This is a genomic window from Romboutsia sp. 1001216sp1 (assembly GCF_039841805.1).
Lineage (GTDB): Bacteria > Bacillota > Clostridia > Peptostreptococcales > Peptostreptococcaceae > Romboutsia_C > Romboutsia_C hominis.
In genome coordinates this window covers 1-19,382 of the sequence record NZ_JBDPHA010000010.1, presented here as the reverse complement: position 1 = coordinate 19,382, position 19,382 = coordinate 1, and the positions used below count along the sequence as shown (strand labels likewise).

The following is a 19,382-nucleotide window of genomic DNA, read 5'->3' as shown; positions in this document are numbered from 1 at the left end:
ATATGTAGAAATATAAAAATCATTATTTTATAATATTATTTAGGTAGTAATAAGCAGGGGGAGAGGGGTAATGTTATTAAAAACCGAGAAAGAAGATACACAAACTAGTAATAATATAATAATGGATAATATACCATTTCCAATATGGATAAAAAATTTAGATGGAAAATTAATTGCCACGAACAAGGCATTTAAACATATATACAACTTTAGAAATAATGAAGATATAAGTGTAATAAATAACAAATGTTTAGAGTGTAGCAACAATGATATATGTAATGAAGATTTTAAGTCTGTAATTATGACTAAAGAGCCTAAGAATTTTGAAGTGTGCATAAATGGTAAATTTAGTCAGTGTTATGTTACTCCTTATATAAATGAATACGAAGAAATAATAGGTGTAATGGGTATGTTAATAGATATAACACCTTTAAAGGAAGAACAAAGTAAATTAGAAGAGAGAGAAAATATATTAAGAACAATAATAGATACATTGCCACAATACATTTTCTATAAAGATAGAGACAGTAAATATATAGGGTATAACAAAAAATGGAAAGAACATTATGATGCACTAGGAATAGGAAGTATGATAGGAAAGAATGATATTGAAACACAAACTGTATCTGAAGAAGTAGCTAGGGGATTTATGGAAGAAGATAAAGCAATAATAGAAAGTAAAAAGATGAAAGTGGTCGAGCGAAGAATCAACGGTCAAGATGGTAGAGAAATAATAGAAGAAACTATAAAAGTACCTGTGATAGATGAACAAGGTCAAGTATGGGGAATAGTAGGTATATCTAGTGATGTTACTGAAAAAACAGAACTAAAAGAAAAACTAATGAAACTTAGCTTTACAGATAGTTTAACAGGGGTATACAATAGAGCTTGTTTTGAGGAGAAAAAAGAAGAATTAAATAATATCGAACATCTTCCTATAGGAGTTATAATGGGAGATGTTAATGGTTTAAAAGTTATAAATGATACATTTGGTCATCTTGAAGGAGATAGATTATTAAAGGAAATGGCTAAGATATTAAAAAGTGTAACTAGAGAGGAAGACTTCATATTTAGGTGGGGTGGCGATGAATTTGTTATACTTATACCAAATTGTGATGAACAAAAATGTGAAGAAGCGATATCTAAAATAATTGATGAATGTGAAAAAGGTGACTTTAATCTTATTGACATGAGTATTTCTTTAGGATCATCTATAAAAAATTGTTTAGGTGAAGATATTTATACAAATCTCCAAGAAGCAGAAGAAAAGTTATATAGACAAAAGCTTTTAAATTCTAAAAGTGTAAGAAATTCCATAATATTTTCATTAAATAAATCTCTTCAAGAAAAAAATTTAGAAACTGAACAACATACTCAAAGACTAACAAATTATGCAATCAAAATAGGAAAAAGGTTAGGATTTACAACTGCTCAATTAGATGAACTAGAATTAGTAACAAAGTTACATGATATAGGAAAAATAGGTATCAGTGAAGAGATACTCTTAAAAAAAGGAAAATTAACTGAAGATGAATTTAATATAATAAAATCTCATACAGAAAAAGGGTACAGAATACTTCAAACATCAAGTGAACTATCACATGTTGCTATAGGTATTCTCGCACATCATGAAAGATATGATGGTAAAGGGTATCCACTGGGCCTTAGAGGAGAAGAAATTCCTATTATGGCTAGAATAGTAAATATAGTAGATTCTTATGATGCTATGACTAATGATAGAGGATATAATATAGTAAAAAATAAAGAAGATGCTATAAAAGAAATGATGTATTGTAGAGGTACCCAATTTGATCCTAAGATTACAGATATATTTATAGATATAATAAGCAAAGAAAAATAAAAGTATAGTAATACATAAAGTCAAAGATATATATACTTTAACTAAGATTAATATATCTTGGAGGAGTATAAAATGAGAATGTATACAAGAAAAAAAGGCCACAAAAAAGGTTCAGAAAGTAGTGTACCAAATGTACTCGCATTTACAGTAATAAGGAACTTTTTAACAGATAATAGTTATAAGGATATGAGAAAAGAGTATTTTATAAATAACTTAAGCAGCAATCAAGTAAATCAAGCTATGAAGGACATAAAGTGGTTATTTAAGGAATATAAAGGGCTAGATGTAGTTACAATTGAAGATACTTTTGGTGATACAAATAAATTTATATTATGAGTATTTAGATACAAATATTATCAAATAATAATCTAGAGTAAGCTAGTAGATAATTTCTGCTAGCTTATTTTAAAATATACAAAAAAGGTTTATTATATAAGATATAAATACATAGGAGATAATATAATGATTGTTGGAGTTATATCAGATACACATGGACTTTTGAGAAAAGAAGTGTTAGCTAACTTAAAAAATTGTAATCTTATAATTCATGCAGGTGATATAGGAAATATAAAATTACTCAGAGATTTAGAAAATATAGCTAAAGTAAAGGCAGTAAGAGGTAATTGCGATAAAGATATAGAAAGTTTAGATATCAAGGAAAAAGAAATATTAAATGTATTAGGTAAAAAAATATATTTAATACATAATATAAAAGATAAAGATATAGACTTAAAGAATCAGGATTTTGATATCGTTATATATGGTCATTCCCATAAATTATCTATAACTAAAGAAAGAAATACAATATATATAAATCCGGGATCAGTAGGGCCAAAAAGGTTTAAGCTACCTACTACTATGGTAAAATTATATATAGATTCTAACGAGGAAGTTTTAAATATAATAGATAATGAATTAATAAAATTTGAAGATATATATGTAGAAATTATAAATATCTAAAAGTAAATTAAATAAACTATTAGAGAGGATAAAAATATGTTTGGTTATGTAAAAGTTAATAAAATGGACCTAACATTTAGAGAATATGAGCATTATAGAGGATATTACTGTGGGTTATGCAAATATCTAAAAGATAATCATGGAGAGATATCAAGACTATCTCTAAATTATGATATAACATTTTTAATATTGGTTTTAACTTCAGTATATAGACCTAAGTCTTTGGTTATAGAAGAAGGATGTATAGTAAATCCATTCAAAAAGAAAAAGAAAATAACAAATGAAATTACAGAGTATGCAGCAAGTATGAATGTGCTTCTGACATATTATAAATTAGAAGATAATTTAAGAGATGATAATGGTATAAAAGATAAATTAGCATATAGTATATATAAGAAAAAGCTTAAATTAGCTTATGAAAAATATCCCAAGAAAGCTGATATAATAAAATCTCAGCTAGATCATTTATATAAATTAGAAAAAGAAAATAATACTAATATAGATATGGTATCGAATACTTTTGGAAATCTTATGGCAGAGATTTTTGCGTATAAAGAAGATGAGTTCGAGGATGATTTAAGAAGAATTGGATTTAATGTAGGTAAGTATATATATATACTTGATGCTTATGAAGATTTAGAAAAAGACTACAAAAAAGGTAGGTACAATCCATTTATAGAATATATAAATAAAAAAGATGAACTAAAAACAAGAGTAGATAAACTTATAAGCATGTCTTTAGGAATGTTGTCTAATAGTATAGATAATTTGGATATAAAGATAAATAGAGGAATAATAGAAAATATAGTGTATTCAGGAGTATATCTTAGATACCAAAATATATTAGAAAAAGGGTGTGAAGTAAATGTACAGTAATACTTATAATAATGAAATGTTTAGCCCCATAATTAAGTTAATGAATAACAAAGATTTTGAAAAGGCACATGAGCTATTAAATAAAATGAAAGATAGATGTGCAAATTGGTATTACCTAAATGGAGTATCTGCTATGAATATAGGATACTATGAAGAAGGTGAAGAATGTATAAAAAAAGCTAATGCCATAGAACCTGGTAATCCTGAATATGAAAAAGCTTTAAAACAATACAACTTCTACAGAGATGATTATAGAGATAGATCATATAGATACAACAGAAGAAGACGTTCAGACCTAGACGGTTGCTGTTGTTGTTGCTGTGATGATTGTTGTTGCTGTTGTGGAGATGATTGTTGTGAAGATTGTATGAAGCTATGGTGTTTAGATTCTTGTTGTGAGTGCTGTGGTGGTGACTTGGTAGATTGCTTCTAAGGGTATTAATATGAGTAAAAAAATAGCTTTAGGAGGAGTTTTATTAGCAATAAACATAATTTTATTAATGCTTATAAATATAATACCTATAAATACATTATTTTTAATGGGAATTGCCTCACTAGTAATTTCTATAATTATAATGGAGTTTGGTCCTAAAATGGGAGTTGTATTTTATTTAGGAGTGTTTACACTAAGCTTTTTTGTTATGGCTAATAAGTTTCAATGGATTTTATATATATTTACTTTTGGATTGTATGGACTATTCAAATATATAATAGAACAAGATAGATCAATATACATTGAATATATATTAAAATTAGTATTTGCCAATATTTCAATAGGCATTGTGTTTTTTATAATAAAAGAATTTGTATATATACCTATAAATATTTTTACAATAGTGTTTTTTGAAGTCACATTTTTAGTATATGACCATATTTATAGTTTGTTTATAGAGTATTACAATAATAAGCTTAAAAAAATATTAAAAAATATATAAATTTATAAAAAGGAGCATCTTAGAATGATTATATCAATCTAAAGATGCTCCTTATTTTATAAATTTTATTATATAAATTTAGCGAGAATACTTCATAGAATACAATTAGTTTCTATCTAACTATATTAAAAAATTCTCTTTGCTTTTCACTAATTTTTGAGTCACACTTAGAACAGTGATAAGACTTAGATATATTAGAAAATTTACCTAGATTATTATCAAATGACATTTTAGACTTATCTGTGATTCCAACTACAGTTAAATTTGAACCACAATTCGTACAATTTTGTATAGAACATAATTCATTTAAGCTCTCAATAGATATATCCTTAAGATCTTTATTACAATTGCAGCACACTACTAAGTTAGATAGTTTTCTAGAAACTTCTATGGGTTTATCATTTTCTAATGAATATTTATACTCTATAGACTCAGAAACTCTATACCCAGATTCAAAAATATTGTGATTACAATGATCACAAAGATATCTAGGAAAATATTTATTTCCTTTATTGGCATTTGAATTAGATGTAGAATCGTCTATTTTTTTCACTATTGTATCTTTATCAATATTATTACAAGATGAAGAAGCTTCAAGATAGTTAAGTATATCTAAAGACTTATTTTGTTTTGCTATGAAAATAAGATGTTCTTTTATATTAGGATAATCATTATTTCTAGAAGGTGCATTTAGGTCTATAAGGTTATTGCTTATAGCATGTTCTACTATTGATTTATAATTATATTTAATAGCAAAGAACAGCACCATTTCATCGAAAATATTATCATTTACTTTTCCTGAAAACTCAATCCACAAGTCAGGTGATTCAAGATATAAGTTTTTACTAAGCTTTTCTATAGAATCTTCTAAGTTTTTACTTGAATTATTTTCTTTAGAATTCATATTAACCTCCTTTAATAAGTTAAAAAGTCCAAGAATTATTATATCAAGGACTTTTCAAATATTTATTATTGAAAATTATCTAAATTCGATAATTAAATTTATGTTATATACTAAGGATATCTACATTCGGAGAAAGTGAATATATTATATCTTTTCTTTCGACTACTATTTTAGCAGCATTAGATATAACAGGATCTTTTGCTATATGATTTAGAAGTTCTTTAGTTGGATTTATAGCTATAGGGTTGCCAACTCTTCTTAACATATTAATATCACCATTTGTATCTCCGTAAGCATAAGAAATAGATAAGTCTATATTATATTTTTTTACGAAGTCATCAATAGCAGTGTTCTTACTTTTAGAGTCCCACATAGGAATTACTGTGCCATTGAACGTTCCATTTTCAAAAACATAATTACTTCCTATAAAATCAGTAACATTATATTTTTCAGCCATTTTTCCAACTAAGAAATCAGGACTACCAGATATAAATATTACTATGTGATTATTTTCTAAGTGCCATTTTATTCTTGAACGAGTGTATTTATACACTCTATCTGATTTAAGCTTTATAACTTGGTCACTAGTAAAATCAATATAATTTTTATCAAGTCCAATTAGAGATTCTACATATAAATTACAAACATCATCTAGATAATCATCATAATTACCTTGTCTTTTATCCCAATTCATAAAAGCATCTCTTGCATTATCGTACCATGCTTTTTGATCTATTATGTCATACTTAATGAGCTTTTTAAAATGTTCAACCATAAGAGAGTCTCTATATAGAGTACCATCTATATCAAAAAAAGCTGCTATATTTCTCATTAATATCACCTCTATTAAACATTTATTTTATTATATTACAAAATTTATTTAAGTTGTGAACTTATACAAAATAAATTTAAATTTTTTTTGGTAGATTTTATTATTTTATATTATAATTTATAGTTAATAGTTAAAATCTAATTGTAAAATATCTTATGAGATTATATGTTATTTATAACATATGTATTAATAAGAAATTATATTGATATTAAAAAAATTTATTAAATAAATATCTCCAATAAGGAAGTGATTTTGTGAAATTCAAATATGCAAAGGTAACCAATTCTAGATTAATGGGAAGTATGGGACTTTTAATAATATGGCAAGAAAAAAATGATAAGATATATCAATACTTTTTGTTAGATTCAGAAGGACTTGGGTTAGCAGACTATGTAAGCTTAAAAAATCCTACTATAGAAGAATCTCATAGAGAAGAAGAAAGGTTAATGGGTGGATTGGGAGCTGATAGAATAGATATATCAGAAGAAGAAGCTTTATTTCTAGTTAATTACTATGGAAATAAAAATTCTTACTATGAAAAAACATTACCAGGAGAGGTAAAAGAGTATATAGATATTATAGAAAATTATGAACCAAAATTAAAACTTGAAGACATATATCCTAAAATTTGCAAGAAAATTACTGATGAAGTAGAATTTATAAATTATATGACTATGAGATTTATAGCATGGGATAGAGAAAGCTTAAGATATTTCTCAGGAAGTGAAGAAATAAGTAATATGCATATTACAAATATAAATGGAACACTCCTAAAAAATAAAGTAATACCAAAAGGTAATGAAAGGTATATAAGTGAAGCACTTTACGAAGATAGTGATGGATATTATATATGTAGAATAGCTTTTAGTATATCAAAAGAAGAAAATGGATTTAAGATAAACTCTATTTTAGTAGGAGATAAAGAAGGAATTTTTGACTTTGAAGTTTTTGATGAAATATCAAAAGAAGAGTTTGTAAGCATTTATAGATTGAAAAATAAGGAAGAGTTTATAGAAAAGTTTTATATGGATAATCCATTTTTATTAAGAAGTGATATGGAAGATGGGACATTCTTCACTAGATTTAATTTTGATAACCATCATGTAGCAAAAGAAGTGTACCTTATAAGTAATGACATAAAAGCTATTTATTATCAAATAGGTAATGAGTTTTTTGTAGGAACTTACAATAATAGAGATAAAAAATATATAAACAAATTACTTCAATGTAATTATTCTGACTATATAGAGATTAAAGAAGAAATGTATTTTGAGGAAAATGTACTTTATGATTTCGTAGAATCTGGTGCAGATGACTTTGATTATTTCTTAGAATAGTAAATTATTGATAAAAAATAAAGCCACGACTTAACTGTCAGTGGCTTTATTCTGTATTTATAATATTGGGGGAATATTATGAGGAATACATTATTATTTTGGACAAGTTTTAAAATTTTATAACAATTAAATTAAAAAAATTTACATTTCTTCCTCATCAAATTCTTCCATGTTTATTTGAGGCATCATACCCATCATCATATAAGGATTATACATCATGCCTGGCATCATAGGCATCATCATATTAGGCATCATAGGCATACAACCCATCATCTGGGGCATCATAGGCATACTACCCATCATATTAGGCATCATAGGCATGTTACCCGGCATCTGAGGCATCATATTCATATCTTGATCCATATACATAGTTTCCATATCCATATCATCAAAATAGAAATCATTATCTAACATTGCATATTGATTATCCATCACAGGATAATTGATATAAGGATTCATATAAGTCATATAGTACCCAGAATTACCGTAGTCCATTGGACGTTGATTATAATAAGGATTAACATACATCATAGGATCTATATAAGGTGTAGGGTATATATAATTAGGATCCATATCTCCATTTTGTTTGTGTGAGAAATTATCAAAACTCATAGTAAATCATCCCTCCTAAAGTATTACTTACTAAATAACAATTCACTTTAATAATATATATATTACTAAAAATGCTATTATGTGCATTTTATAAAAAAATAGTTAATATTAGTTGCAAAAATTTGGACATGGGCATATAATTATATATATGAACAATTATTCATATATTGTTATTAATTTGGAGGAATTAAGATATGAGTAAAAATATAAATGAAAAATTAAACTCGTGCAATTGCGAAGAGGTTCATGAAGATATAGTAAAAAGAGCTCAGACATCAATGCCAGAAGAAGAGATGCTTTATGACTTAGCAGAGTTATTTAAGGTATTTGGAGATACAACAAGAGTAAAAATTTTATATGCATTATTTTCAAATGAAATGTGTGTATGCGATATTGCAAGTTTATTAGGAATGACTCATTCTGCAATATCTCATCAGCTAAGGGTACTAAAGCAAGCTAGACTAGTTAAATTTAGAAAAGAAGGAAAAGTAGTTTATTATTCTTTAGATGATTGTCACATAAGTAAGATATTTGATTGTGGTTTATGTCATATACAAGAAACATATAAACGATAGGAGGATTGGGTTATGGATGCTAGTAGCATAATTAGAAAAGAGCTGATTCTAGGTGGATTAAACTGCGCTCATTGTGCAGAAGTAATAAATGAAAAAGTATCTAAACTAGAGGGTATAGAATCATCAAATCTAAACTTTATAAATAAAAAGCTTGTATTAAACATACAAGAAGGTGTAAATGAGGAAGAAATTATAGAAAAGGCTATAAAGATAATAAATGACACAGAACCAGGATTAGATATAGAAATAGTCTCAAATTCTAAAGTCATTAAAAGGGAATTAATATTAGGTGGATTAAATTGCGCTCATTGTGCAGAAGTAATAAATGAAAAAGTATCTAAGTTAGAAGAAATAGATTCTTCAAATTTAAATTTTATAAACAAAAAACTTACAGTAAATATAAGAAAATCTTTTGATGAAAAAGAGACTATAAATAAAATAGTAGGAATAGTAAATGCAACAGAACCAGGTTTAGACATACAAATAAAAAATGAAAATGGTAATGTTAAAAAATCAGAAGTTAAAGAAGAAAAGAATGATATAAATAAAAAAGATATAATAAAGTTAGTAATAGGGTCATTAGTATATATATTTGGAATATATCAAATTGCAACTGGATTTGAAAGTAAACTTGCAGATGCGATGTTTATAATAGCATATGTAATAGTAGGTGGAGAAGTTTTATTAAAAGCACTAAAAAATGCTATAAGAGGTCAAGTGTTTGATGAAAACTTCTTAATGTCTATTGCAACAATTGGAGCATTAGCAATTGGTGAATTACCAGAAGCAGTAGGAGTTATGCTTTTCTATCAATTAGGAGAATTCTTACAAGGTATAGCAGTAGGAAAATCAAGAAGATCTATAACATCACTTATGAAGATAAGACCAGATTATGCAAACTTAAAAGAAGGATCAGAACTTAAAGTAGTTTCTCCTGAAGAAGTTAAAATAGGCGATGTAATAGTTGTAAAACCAGGAGAAAAAGTTCCACTAGATGGTGTAGTTATAGATGGATACTCAATGGTAGATACATCTGCACTTACAGGAGAATCTGTATTAAGAGAAGTATCAAAAGGAGAATCTGTATTATCAGGATTTATAAATAAAAATGCCTTATTAACTATAGAAGTTACAAAAGGATTTGAAGAATCAACAGTTTCTAAAATATTAGATTTAGTTGAAAATGCAAGTAGCAAAAAATCTAAAACTGAAAACTTTATAACTAAGTTCTCAAAATATTATACACCAGCAGTAGTTATAGGAGCTGTTTTAGTAGCAGTTGTACCTCCAATTATAATACCAGGAGCTACATTTAGTGAGTGGCTATATAGAGGTTTAGTATTTTTAGTAGTATCTTGTCCATGTGCATTAGTTTTATCTATACCACTTAGTTTCTTTAGTGGAATAGGATTTGCATCTAAAAATGGTATATTAATAAAAGGAAGTAACTATTTAGAAGCACTTAGAAATGTTGACACAGTTGTGTTTGATAAGACAGGAACACTTACAAAAGGTGTATTTAATGTAACTAAGGTTAATGCAGTTGGAATATCTGAAGAAAAATTATTAGAGTACGCTGCTTTTGCAGAGGCAAACTCTAATCATCCAATAGCAAAATCAATATTAAGTTACTATGATAAAAAAGTAGATTTAGACAAAATAACTAGTTATGAAGAAATAGCAGCTTATGGAATAAAAATAAATTACAATAATGAACTTATTTTAGCAGGTAACGAAAAATTAATGAAAAAAGAGAATATATTCTATTCTAAAGCTAAAGAAGTTGGAACAGTAGTTTATATAGCTGTCAATCAAATATATAGAGGATATATAGTAATATCAGATGAAGTAAAAGAAGATAGTAAAAAAGCTATAAAAAATCTAAAATCATTAGGAATAAAAGATGTTGTAATGTTAACTGGTGATAATGAAAAAGTAGCTACAGCTATAGCAAAAGAGCTTGGAGTAGATAAAGTATACTCAAATCTACTTCCTAATGAAAAAGTAGATAAGCTAGAAAAAATATATGAAGGAAAATCAGAAAAAGAAAAAGTTATATTTGTTGGAGATGGAATAAACGACGCTCCAGTTTTAGCTAGAGCTGATATAGGTATAGCTATGGGAGGATTAGGTTCAGATGCTGCTATAGAAGCTGCCGATGTAGTTTTAATGACAGATGAACCAAGCAAAATTTCTAAAGCAATAGAAATAGCAAACAAAACTAATAAGATAGTATGGCAAAATATAATATTTGCATTAGCTGTAAAAGCTATAGTTTTAATATTAGGAGCAGGTGGAGTTGCTACTATGTGGGAAGCTATATTTGCAGATGTTGGTGTTGCATTAATAGCAGTATTAAATGCAATGAGAGCTATGAGATAGAAGTAAAAAACGAACTCAATTGAGTTCGTTTTTTTTATTTAAAGTATATTTTATATATTAATTAAGAAAAATAAGAATTGTAAGGTTTATTTAAGATTAATTTTACAGAAATTTAAATTTATTTATATATAATGAATAAACATATGTGAAAAATAAAGTATACATATTAAAAATTTATTATGAAAAAATGATTTTTAGAAGAAATTACAAAAGGAGAAATAAACCATTAATGAAGAAAAAACCTAGTAAAGCACTTATAATAATCTCAACTATTATAGTTTTGTTAGTATTAACTGTACTAAGTAACATTGTATTAAATAAAGTATATAAGACTAAATATGAAGAATTTGATTCTGTAGATAAAGAAATGTTTGTACAGTTATCAAGTATATATAAACAATTTAATGAAAATGGTGAAAAACTATGGAACAATAAATATAAATTAAATAAGGAGCCTATAATTCTAATAAGAACTAATAAAGATAAAGGGATTATAAGAAAGTATGCCTATGCAGTTAACGTAAAAGGAATTGAAAAAAGCTTTCTTGCAAGGAAAATGAATATGCCTAAATCTTTAAATCTACCAGAAGTTTATAGAATAAGTAAGTTTGATATAAGTCTGATTTCAACCTGGGCGCCTTCAAATTTTGGTACTGTAGATATTAATGGTAAAAGTATTTTTTATTTTAAATATCACCCTAAAATGATAGAAAATCCAGAATTATATTTTGATTTCACTTCATTTTTATTACATGAATCATTCCATACATATAAGCAAAAAGATTGGACATATGATAAAGGTGATGGAGAGTATATAGAAAATTATCCAGTAAATAAAGAAAACTATGCTTTAATGGGATTAGAATTCAAGTTTTTAGATAAATGCATGGAAACTAATAACAAAGAAGAAGTTAAGAAGTACCTAAAACAATGGACAACTGCACGTGCTTATAGATATAAAAAATGGCCACAGTTAGTAGCAGAAACAAACACAGAAGCAATAGAAGGAACTGCAAGATACATTGAATATAAATATAGTGATTTAACAGGAGGAAAGTTAACTGTACTTGCAAAAAAAGAAAGTCCATACCATGTTACATTTATGCAGGCATATGATTATATTGCAAATGGTCAAGCAGAATCGCCATCTTATTTAGAAAGATCAATGAAGTATGAAACGGGATCTGCTTTAGGGTTGGTAATGGATAAAATAGATATAAATTGGAAAAAAGGCATAGAAGATCGTAAAGATAAAAATGGAGAAACTCAATATAAAATACTAAAGAAATACTTTAACATCTCAGATAAAGATATTACAGAAGATAAAATAAATCAGATAAAAGAAGAAAATGATTATAATGAATTACTAAAACAAGGACAAAAAATAGTTGATTTAGTAAATAACAATAATTAAAAAAATATATAAATAAGAGCAAAGTTATGCAAAAAATAGCTTTGCTCTTATTTATTTTGCCAGATAATTTATATTAAATAAGAAAAATTTGAATTGTAAGGTTTATTTAAGATTAAGTTTATGATGGTGTAAATCTAGATATATATAATAAATTTGTAATCACAAGAGAGGAGAACAAACATGTTAAGATGGGAATTAAAAAAAATAGTTAAAAATAAAACCTCAATAATAGCACTTATACTTATGGGACTTTTATTTATACAAATTGGATTTGTAAAGCCTATGTTAGAAACTCAAAATGAATATTTCGATGAAAGTAAAAATGAATATATAGTAGACAAAAGACCAGTAGATGTAATAGCACAGGAAAAATTAGACAATAAAGTAAATGAGATAAAATCGATTGCTAATAAGAATACTCATGGCTTAAAAGATAAAAATGAAAAGCAAATTAGCAAAATGTCAAAAGAAAAGCTAAGTAAAGATAATGGTAAAAAATATAAAGACGTAACATTCTATCAAGTATTTGAAAATAGAGCAACTTTTCCTTTAGCTACACTACTGATTGTAGCTATAATAGTTACACTTTCTTCAAATTTATATACAGATGAAAGATTATCAAATGTAGATACTATAATCTTATCATCTAAAAATAAATATAAAGCTTTAAATTCAAAGCTTTTAATATCAATAATTTTACCAATTATTGTTTATGCAATTTATTTAATTGCAACTTTTATAGCAACATATATTCAATATGGGGCGCCGATGAATGGAGGCTTACAAGCATATAGAATATCTAGTATGGCAAGTTTAGTTAGAGAAAAGAGTATTGTTCAATATATAGCATCTGAAGTAGGAGTAATATCTTTAGTATTTATAGCTATATCAATATTCTCAGCTTTATTTTCATTTATAACGAAAAACTCGATACAATCTATATCTTGTTCGATTTTATTTATAGCTATGGGAAAAATACTGGTATTTTTTAAATTTTTACCTTATGAATTAATGCTGATAATACACCAATGTAGTTTTATAGATATACTTTCAAAAAATAGTTTTATATCTACTGCATATATGGGTCAAATTAAATTATTTTCAATGAATTTTGACTTAGTTATAACTTGTTTAAGTACATTAGGATTAATAATTGTATCTGGGATACTACTAAATGTTTACGTATTTAAGAAAGTACTAAATAGATAAATAAAAATATGGAGGAAGTAAAAATGAATAAATTAGAAATTGTAAATTTAACTAAAACATATAAACATAAAAATGCAAATGAAAATATAAGTTTAACTTTAAATAGTGGAGTATATGGTTTATTAGGTCCTAATGGAGCTGGTAAATCAACTTTAATGAAACAATTAGCAACTATAACAACACCAAGTAGCGGGAAAATATTATATAACGAAAAAGATATAGTATCTTTAGATGATGAATATAGAGCTTTAGTTGGATATTTACCACAAGATTTTGATGCATATAAAAACTTTAAAGCGAGAGAGTTTTTAATGTACATGGCGGCGCTTAAAGGAATGAATAATAGTGAAGCTAAGAAAAAAGTAGATGAGTTATTAAAATTAGTAGGTCTTTATGAAGTAAGAAATAAGAATGTGTCTAAGTTTTCTGGAGGAATGAAAAGAAGAGTTGGTATAGCACAGGCATTACTGAATAACCCTAAGATATTAATATTAGATGAACCAACAGCAGGTCTTGACCCTCAGGAGAGAACTAGATTTAGAAATTTATTATCAAATATAGGAACGGAAACAATAGTAATACTTTCAACTCATATAATTTCTGATATAGAGTCAGTAGCTAAAGAAACTATTATGATAAAAGATGGTAAATTACTTCTAAAAGGAACTCATAGAGAAATTTTAGAAGACATGAAAGGTAAAGTATATACAATAACTACAAAAAATGAAAGTGAAGTAAATGAGATTCAAAGAAACTACAAAGTAGTAAGTATAAATCGTGGTGTTGAAGATACTCAACTAAGAATAATAAGTGATAAAGCGCCATCATATGAAAATACAAAACTAACAGAACCAAGATTTGAAGATGTTTACATGTTCTATTTTGAGTTAGAAGATGCAAGGGAGGTATAATCATGTTCTCAGTTGTCAAGGCAGAGATAAAAAAGAATTTTAAGTTTGGAGTAATTATTGTTTGGATGTTAACAATATTTTTAGCATATAGCTCTACTTATAATTTTGATATTAATGAGACATATGCAAATTTATTTTCTAAATGGTTTGGCCTTGCTCCATTTATGGGATTAACTATGTTTATGATGTTTTCAGGAAGTTTTATTATAGAGTATAATTCAAACATGGATGGATTGATAAAAGCTACAAAAAATGGTAAGAAACAGTTAGTTATAAGTAAATTTATAGCAGCTGGAGTAAGTGCTAGCATAGTAAATCTTTCAATATTATATACAATGGTATTAAGAGCATTAGTATCCTTAAACTTTAAAGGATTAGATACTCCATTAAAGAATTTATGGTACTTTGGAAATAGCGGATCTAATATAACAGTAATTCAAATGATATTAATGATGACTATCAACATAATAATAGGATCATTCTTACTAGCAGCTTTAGGATTATTTTTATCATCTATAAGTAAAAATGCAATAGTACCATTTTTAATAGGTGGAGCATGTATGGCAATACCTTACTTTATGGAGGCTAGAGGTATGGTTAGTAATATTTTAGAATGGCCTATATTAGGAATGTATGCAACTCCAATTATAAGATATAAACTACCATTAAGTATATGGGCTGTATTTATAGGGACAAGTGTAGTGGGAGTAGTATTATTTTACAATTTAGCTAAGAGAAGTTTTTTAAGTGAAAGATAATATATAAATATAAATAATTTAGAAATAATAAAAAGAAAAGCAAAACATTAGTTATGCTTTTCTTTTTTCATTAGAAATAAAAGTTATAAAATATGGTATAAATTAAATATAAAAAAACGTAAAATTAAAATAACGTGTAGTAAAAAATTTTATCATAGCGATAGGAGGGTTTTAAATGGAGTCCTTAATAAGAAAAAGTAAGATATTAGTAGTAGATGACGAAGTAGAGATATTAAATTTAATAAAAAAGGCACTTAAAAAAGAAGGATTTGAAAATATTTATATAGCTGATAATGGAACTAATGGATTAGAAATATTCAAAAATGAAAATCCAGATTTAGCCATACTAGATATTATGCTTCCGGATATCGAAGGATATGATGTATGTAAAAAAATAAGACAAACATCAGACATACCAGTATTATTTTTATCAGCGAAAGGAGAAGAATTAGATAAATTAGTAGGGTTATCTATAGGTGCTGATGATTATATAACAAAGCCATTTAGCATAAAAGAACTAGCACTTAGGGTAAAAATTCAACTTAGAAGAAGTAAGAAGCAATTTAATATAGAAGAAAAAATAAATAATAATATTATAAAAGTAGGGCCATTTGAAGTGAATGAGCAGACTTTAGAGGTAAAGAAAAATGGAGAATTATTAGAATTAAAGCCTAAAGAATTAAAGATGTTTATGTATATGGTAAAACATAAAAATCAGATAATAAGTAAAGAAAAGTTTTGTGATGAAGTATGGGGAGATGATTTTATAGGATATGATAATACCATAATGGTTCATATAAGAAGACTGAGAGAAAAGATTGAAGATAATCCTTCAAAGCCAGAATATATAATAAATGTAAAAGGGCTTGGATATAAGTTTTTAGTAAAAGAATAGATAGCTAAGGATGATTTAGTATGAAATGGAAATTGACTTTAAAGTACCTTTTATCAACTGTAATAGTAGCTATGATAGTTGTTCAATTAAATATAGCTATAGCTATTTTTATATCTGTTATGATAAATGCGGATTCTTCACAAAATGGACATGGAATATTTAATAATGTAGAGGCATTTGTAAGAGATTTTAATAAAAATATTTTTAATGATACAGATGATATAAATAACGTTTATGTGAATGATAAAGGTAAAGAAATATTAAAAAAAGATAAAATGTGGATACAAATATTAGACAGTGATGGAAGTGTAATTTACAAGTATAATGCACCTAATAATATCCGAAATAAATACACACCTGTTCAGTTAATAAATACATATAAATATGCTGGAGTAGAAGATAATAAATCTACAGTTTTAGTTGCTGAAAAAAATATAAATAATTACTCATATACATACCTAATTGGATTTCCAATGAACAAGGTGAGTAGAACTAGTATAGTTACTGAATCTGAGTCATTAAGAAATATAATATCAAAAGTTATATTGGCGATTATAATAGTAGACTGTATAGTAGCTACAGTGATAGGGTATATATTTAGTAAATCTTTAACTAAACCTGTAAAAAGTATAATTGGTGGAGTTGAAGATCTAGCTGGTGGAAACTATGAATCATATTATAAAGAAAAAGGAATATACAAGCCAGTATTTAATAAATTGAATAATTTAGCAGACACATTAAAATCAAATGAAAGAGAAAGAAAAAAAATCGAATCCATGAGAAATGAGTGGATAGCAAATATCTCTCATGATATAAAAACACCTTTAGCATCTATAAAAGGATATGCAGAATTAATGTCTAGCGGATATGATATAGAAGTAGATGAAGTATCTCAATATGCAGAGATTATAGATAGTAAGGCAAACTATATAAAAGAATTAGTTGATGATTTAAATTTAACTATGAAGCTAAAAGATGGATATTCAAATATATCCAGGGAAGAAAAGAATATAGTATCACTGGTTAGAGGATGTATTATAGATATACTTAACAACCCTAAATATAATAATGTATATATAGATTTTAATTCGAAAGAAGATAATATAGTATTGAAAATAGATGAATTACTAATGAAGAGAGCAATAAATAACCTCTTATACAACTCTATTATTCACAATAATGAAGATGTAAGTATAAAAGTAAATATAATTTTGGATGAAAAGACACATATAATTATTGAAGATAATGGAAGGGGAATATCTGAAGAAGATCTTAAGTATATATTTGAGAGATATTATAGAGGAACTAATACAGGTTATGCTCATAAAGGATCAGGCTTAGGTATGGCCATAAGTAGAGATATTGTAAAGGCTCATAATGGAGATATAAAAGTAGAAAGCAATATAGGTAGTGGTACAAAAATAGAAATAATACTTTAGATAAATAAAAAAGGAGACTAATCAAAACTGATAGTTCTCCTTTTTTATTATATGACAAAATTAAATACACAGAAAAAATGAGTTAAACTTCCAAGCATTATAAATATGTGGAAGATTTCGTGAAAACCTAAGTATTTAAATTCTAAAAATTTTGGTTTAGTTGCATATATTAAAGCTCCTATAGTATAAAAAACTCCACCTAATACAAGTAAAGAAAGTCCATGGAATGATAAAGCTTTATATAATGGACTAATAAGAAATATAGAAATCCATCCCATAGCAACATATATAGCTGTTGAAATCCATCTAGGGCAGTTAAACCAAATTAATTTAAAAGATATGCCAGCAATAGCAGTAGCCATTATAACTCCAAATAAAATCCATCCAGTAGGACCATCTAAAGCTATCAAGCAAAATGGTGTATATGAACCTGCTATTAAAACAAATATCATAGCGTGGTCTAATCTTCTTAAAAATCCTATTACCTTATCACTAGAAATAACTAAATGATAAGTTGCAGAAGCTGCATATAGAAGAATCATACTTAATCCAAATATTATTACAGCTGTTAGCTCTAAAGTAGATGGGGTATTTAATGTTGTTTTTATTACCAATGCTAGTAGACCAATAAAGGATAAGATTGCACCAGCAAGGTGTGTGAAACCATTAATTGGCTCTCTAAGATAATTATTCATAATTTACCTCCATAAATTAAAGTTGAATATATAATTCATTTTAAACGTTTTTACATAAATAAGTAAATAAACCAACAAATTATAACAAAATTAGTATCTGGTTTTAATACTATATTACTATTATACTCTAATTTGTAAATGTATATATACTTTAAAAAAATTTTTCAATAAAAAATAAAACCAAATTAACTGGAAATTCTCTTAAATACAAGAGTTTTGGATATATTAATTTATGTTTAAAATATAAATAATAATAATTTTTTTAAAAAAGTTTTAAAAAAGTGTTGACGATATAAATGTAAGGTGATATAGTATTACTTGTCCTTAAGAAAAGGGCAAAAACGAAAATGAACTTTGAAAATTAAACAGTAGGTTAATTTATATAACTGATTCTTAAAAGAATCGAAAACAAACCAAGCCAGATATTCAGATAATGATAGTCTGAGCAGGTAACAACTTTTATTTGAGAGTTTGATCCTGGCTCAGGATGAACGCTGGCGGCGTGCCTAACACATGCAAGTCGAGCGATTTACTTCGGTAAAGAGCGGCGGACGGGTGAGTAACGCGTGGGTAACCTGCCCTGTACACACGGATAACATACCGAAAGGTATGCTAATACGAGATAACATGTTTTTATCGCATGGTAAAAATATCAAAGCTTTTGCGGTACAGGATGGACCCGCGTCTGATTAGCTAGTTGGTAAGGTAACGGCTTACCAAGGCGACGATCAGTAGCCGACCTGAGAGGGTGATCGGCCACATTGGAACTGAGACACGGTCCAAACTC

19 protein-coding genes and 1 rRNA gene are annotated in these 19,382 nt (G+C 26.7%); 16 read left to right on the top strand and 4 right to left on the bottom strand.

Features of this window, described 5'->3' with window-relative positions; all coding sequences use genetic code 11:
* Positions 1-70 precede the first annotated feature (70 nt).
* From ABHC41_RS10525 to ABHC41_RS10500, 6 genes are all read left to right on the top strand, one after another.
* Positions 71-1,861, top strand: coding sequence for an HD domain-containing phosphohydrolase (locus tag ABHC41_RS10525; protein ID WP_240275503.1), 1,791 nt, complete (start codon positions 71-73; stop codon positions 1,859-1,861).
* Positions 1,862-1,933: 72 nt separating this feature from the next.
* Positions 1,934-2,197, top strand: a complete 264-nt coding sequence (locus tag ABHC41_RS10520; protein WP_092922082.1) for a hypothetical protein — start codon at positions 1,934-1,936, stop codon at positions 2,195-2,197.
* A 126-nt stretch (positions 2,198-2,323) separates the two neighbouring features.
* Complete coding sequence (locus ABHC41_RS10515) at positions 2,324-2,821, top strand: metallophosphoesterase family protein (protein ID WP_166506073.1); 498 nt, start codon at positions 2,324-2,326, stop codon at positions 2,819-2,821.
* Positions 2,822-2,857: 36 nt separating this feature from the next.
* Complete coding sequence (locus tag ABHC41_RS10510; RefSeq protein ID WP_092922088.1) at positions 2,858-3,697, top strand: DUF5685 family protein; 840 nt, start codon at positions 2,858-2,860, stop codon at positions 3,695-3,697.
* Positions 3,687-4,130 carry a hypothetical protein gene (locus ABHC41_RS10505; RefSeq protein WP_166506072.1) on the top strand — a complete coding sequence of 148 codons (444 nt, stop codon included), beginning with the start codon at positions 3,687-3,689 and terminating at the stop codon, positions 4,128-4,130. The genes ABHC41_RS10510 and ABHC41_RS10505 overlap by 11 nt, the downstream gene beginning before the upstream one ends.
* A 10-nt stretch (positions 4,131-4,140) precedes the next feature.
* On the top strand, positions 4,141-4,632 hold the full coding sequence (locus ABHC41_RS10500; RefSeq protein ID WP_092922094.1) for a hypothetical protein: 492 nt from the start codon (positions 4,141-4,143) through the stop codon (positions 4,630-4,632).
* 112 nt (positions 4,633-4,744) lie between these two features.
* Here the strand turns inward: ABHC41_RS10500 and ABHC41_RS10495 are convergent, their stop codons facing one another.
* Together ABHC41_RS10495 and ABHC41_RS10490 are read right to left on the bottom strand one after the other, a co-directional pair.
* The gene (locus ABHC41_RS10495) at positions 4,745-5,536 is read right to left on the bottom strand and encodes a hypothetical protein (RefSeq protein WP_092922097.1); all 792 of its coding nucleotides are present in this window, start codon (positions 5,534-5,536) and stop codon (positions 4,745-4,747) included.
* A gap of 103 nt (positions 5,537-5,639) precedes the next feature.
* Positions 5,640-6,368, bottom strand: a complete 729-nt coding sequence (locus ABHC41_RS10490) for an HAD-IB family hydrolase (protein ID WP_092922100.1) — start codon at positions 6,366-6,368, stop codon at positions 5,640-5,642.
* Positions 6,369-6,622: 254 nt separating this feature from the next.
* On the opposite strand from ABHC41_RS10490, the gene ABHC41_RS10485 reads away from it, so the two are divergent.
* Positions 6,623-7,705: a hypothetical protein gene (locus tag ABHC41_RS10485; protein WP_271893792.1), complete on the top strand. Its 1,083-nt coding sequence runs from the start codon at positions 6,623-6,625 to the stop codon at positions 7,703-7,705.
* 141 nt (positions 7,706-7,846) lie between these two features.
* Here the strand turns inward: ABHC41_RS10485 and ABHC41_RS10480 are convergent, their stop codons facing one another.
* Entirely contained in the window at positions 7,847-8,317 is a 471-nt protein-coding gene (locus ABHC41_RS10480) for a hypothetical protein (protein WP_092922105.1), read from the bottom strand.
* A gap of 194 nt (positions 8,318-8,511) precedes the next feature.
* Between ABHC41_RS10480 and ABHC41_RS10475 the strand changes: the two genes are divergently transcribed.
* The 8 genes from ABHC41_RS10475 to ABHC41_RS10440 all read left to right on the top strand — a co-directional run bounded on the left by ABHC41_RS10475 (position 8,512) and on the right by ABHC41_RS10440 (position 17,900).
* A complete protein-coding gene (locus tag ABHC41_RS10475; RefSeq protein ID WP_207733588.1) occupies positions 8,512-8,892 on the top strand; it encodes a metalloregulator ArsR/SmtB family transcription factor in 381 nt (126 codons plus the stop codon).
* Positions 8,893-8,904: 12 nt separating this feature from the next.
* Positions 8,905-11,274 (top strand): heavy metal translocating P-type ATPase, encoded by a 2,370-nt coding sequence (locus tag ABHC41_RS10470; RefSeq protein ID WP_092922108.1) that lies wholly within the window; start codon positions 8,905-8,907, stop codon positions 11,272-11,274.
* Between the two features lie 229 nt (positions 11,275-11,503).
* Positions 11,504-12,688: a hypothetical protein gene (locus ABHC41_RS10465; protein WP_271893790.1), complete on the top strand. Its 1,185-nt coding sequence runs from the start codon at positions 11,504-11,506 to the stop codon at positions 12,686-12,688.
* A gap of 180 nt (positions 12,689-12,868) precedes the next feature.
* The gene (locus ABHC41_RS10460; protein ID WP_271893788.1) at positions 12,869-13,897 is read left to right on the top strand and encodes a hypothetical protein; all 1,029 of its coding nucleotides are present in this window, start codon (positions 12,869-12,871) and stop codon (positions 13,895-13,897) included.
* Positions 13,898-13,920: 23 nt separating this feature from the next.
* Positions 13,921-14,808: an ABC transporter ATP-binding protein gene (locus tag ABHC41_RS10455; protein WP_092922114.1), complete on the top strand. Its 888-nt coding sequence runs from the start codon at positions 13,921-13,923 to the stop codon at positions 14,806-14,808.
* 2 nt (positions 14,809-14,810) lie between these two features.
* Positions 14,811-15,566 (top strand): hypothetical protein, encoded by a 756-nt coding sequence (locus tag ABHC41_RS10450; protein WP_271893785.1) that lies wholly within the window; start codon positions 14,811-14,813, stop codon positions 15,564-15,566.
* 175 nt (positions 15,567-15,741) lie between these two features.
* Positions 15,742-16,461, top strand: a complete 720-nt coding sequence (locus ABHC41_RS10445) for a response regulator transcription factor (protein WP_092922120.1) — start codon at positions 15,742-15,744, stop codon at positions 16,459-16,461.
* A 20-nt stretch (positions 16,462-16,481) separates the two neighbouring features.
* A complete protein-coding gene (locus tag ABHC41_RS10440; RefSeq protein WP_166506065.1) occupies positions 16,482-17,900 on the top strand; it encodes a HAMP domain-containing sensor histidine kinase in 1,419 nt (472 codons plus the stop codon).
* Positions 17,901-17,947: 47 nt separating this feature from the next.
* Here ABHC41_RS10440 and ABHC41_RS10435 read toward each other — a convergent pair whose 3' ends face one another.
* Positions 17,948-18,595 (bottom strand): hemolysin III family protein, encoded by a 648-nt coding sequence (locus ABHC41_RS10435; RefSeq protein WP_092922126.1) that lies wholly within the window; start codon positions 18,593-18,595, stop codon positions 17,948-17,950.
* Positions 18,596-19,054: 459 nt separating this feature from the next.
* On the opposite strand from ABHC41_RS10435, the gene ABHC41_RS10430 reads away from it, so the two are divergent.
* Positions 19,055-19,382, top strand: a 16S ribosomal RNA gene (locus ABHC41_RS10430); the annotation flags it as partial.

Bases quoted from the DNA above. Each gene is read 5' to 3' on its own strand.
- ABHC41_RS10525 (WP_240275503.1), top strand. From the start codon at position 71: ATGTTATTAAAAACCGAGAAAGAAGATACACAAACTAGTAATAATATA.
- ABHC41_RS10520 (WP_092922082.1), top strand. From the start codon at position 1,934: ATGAGAATGTATACAAGAAAAAAAGGCCACAAAAAAGGTTCAGAAAGT.
- ABHC41_RS10515 (WP_166506073.1), top strand. From the start codon at position 2,324: ATGATTGTTGGAGTTATATCAGATACACATGGACTTTTGAGAAAAGAA.
- ABHC41_RS10510 (WP_092922088.1), top strand. From the start codon at position 2,858: ATGTTTGGTTATGTAAAAGTTAATAAAATGGACCTAACATTTAGAGAA.
- ABHC41_RS10505 (WP_166506072.1), top strand. From the start codon at position 3,687: ATGTACAGTAATACTTATAATAATGAAATGTTTAGCCCCATAATTAAG.
- ABHC41_RS10500 (WP_092922094.1), top strand. From the start codon at position 4,141: ATGAGTAAAAAAATAGCTTTAGGAGGAGTTTTATTAGCAATAAACATA.
- ABHC41_RS10495 (WP_092922097.1), bottom strand. From the start codon at position 5,536: ATGAATTCTAAAGAAAATAATTCAAGTAAAAACTTAGAAGATTCTATA.
- ABHC41_RS10490 (WP_092922100.1), bottom strand. From the start codon at position 6,368: ATGAGAAATATAGCAGCTTTTTTTGATATAGATGGTACTCTATATAGA.
- ABHC41_RS10480 (WP_092922105.1), bottom strand. From the start codon at position 8,317: ATGAGTTTTGATAATTTCTCACACAAACAAAATGGAGATATGGATCCT.
- ABHC41_RS10475 (WP_207733588.1), top strand. From the start codon at position 8,512: ATGAGTAAAAATATAAATGAAAAATTAAACTCGTGCAATTGCGAAGAG.
- ABHC41_RS10470 (WP_092922108.1), top strand. From the start codon at position 8,905: ATGGATGCTAGTAGCATAATTAGAAAAGAGCTGATTCTAGGTGGATTA.
- ABHC41_RS10465 (WP_271893790.1), top strand. From the start codon at position 11,504: ATGAAGAAAAAACCTAGTAAAGCACTTATAATAATCTCAACTATTATA.
- ABHC41_RS10460 (WP_271893788.1), top strand. From the start codon at position 12,869: ATGTTAAGATGGGAATTAAAAAAAATAGTTAAAAATAAAACCTCAATA.
- ABHC41_RS10455 (WP_092922114.1), top strand. From the start codon at position 13,921: ATGAATAAATTAGAAATTGTAAATTTAACTAAAACATATAAACATAAA.
- ABHC41_RS10450 (WP_271893785.1), top strand. From the start codon at position 14,811: ATGTTCTCAGTTGTCAAGGCAGAGATAAAAAAGAATTTTAAGTTTGGA.
- ABHC41_RS10445 (WP_092922120.1), top strand. From the start codon at position 15,742: ATGGAGTCCTTAATAAGAAAAAGTAAGATATTAGTAGTAGATGACGAA.
- ABHC41_RS10440 (WP_166506065.1), top strand. From the start codon at position 16,482: ATGAAATGGAAATTGACTTTAAAGTACCTTTTATCAACTGTAATAGTA.
- ABHC41_RS10435 (WP_092922126.1), bottom strand. From the start codon at position 18,595: ATGAATAATTATCTTAGAGAGCCAATTAATGGTTTCACACACCTTGCT.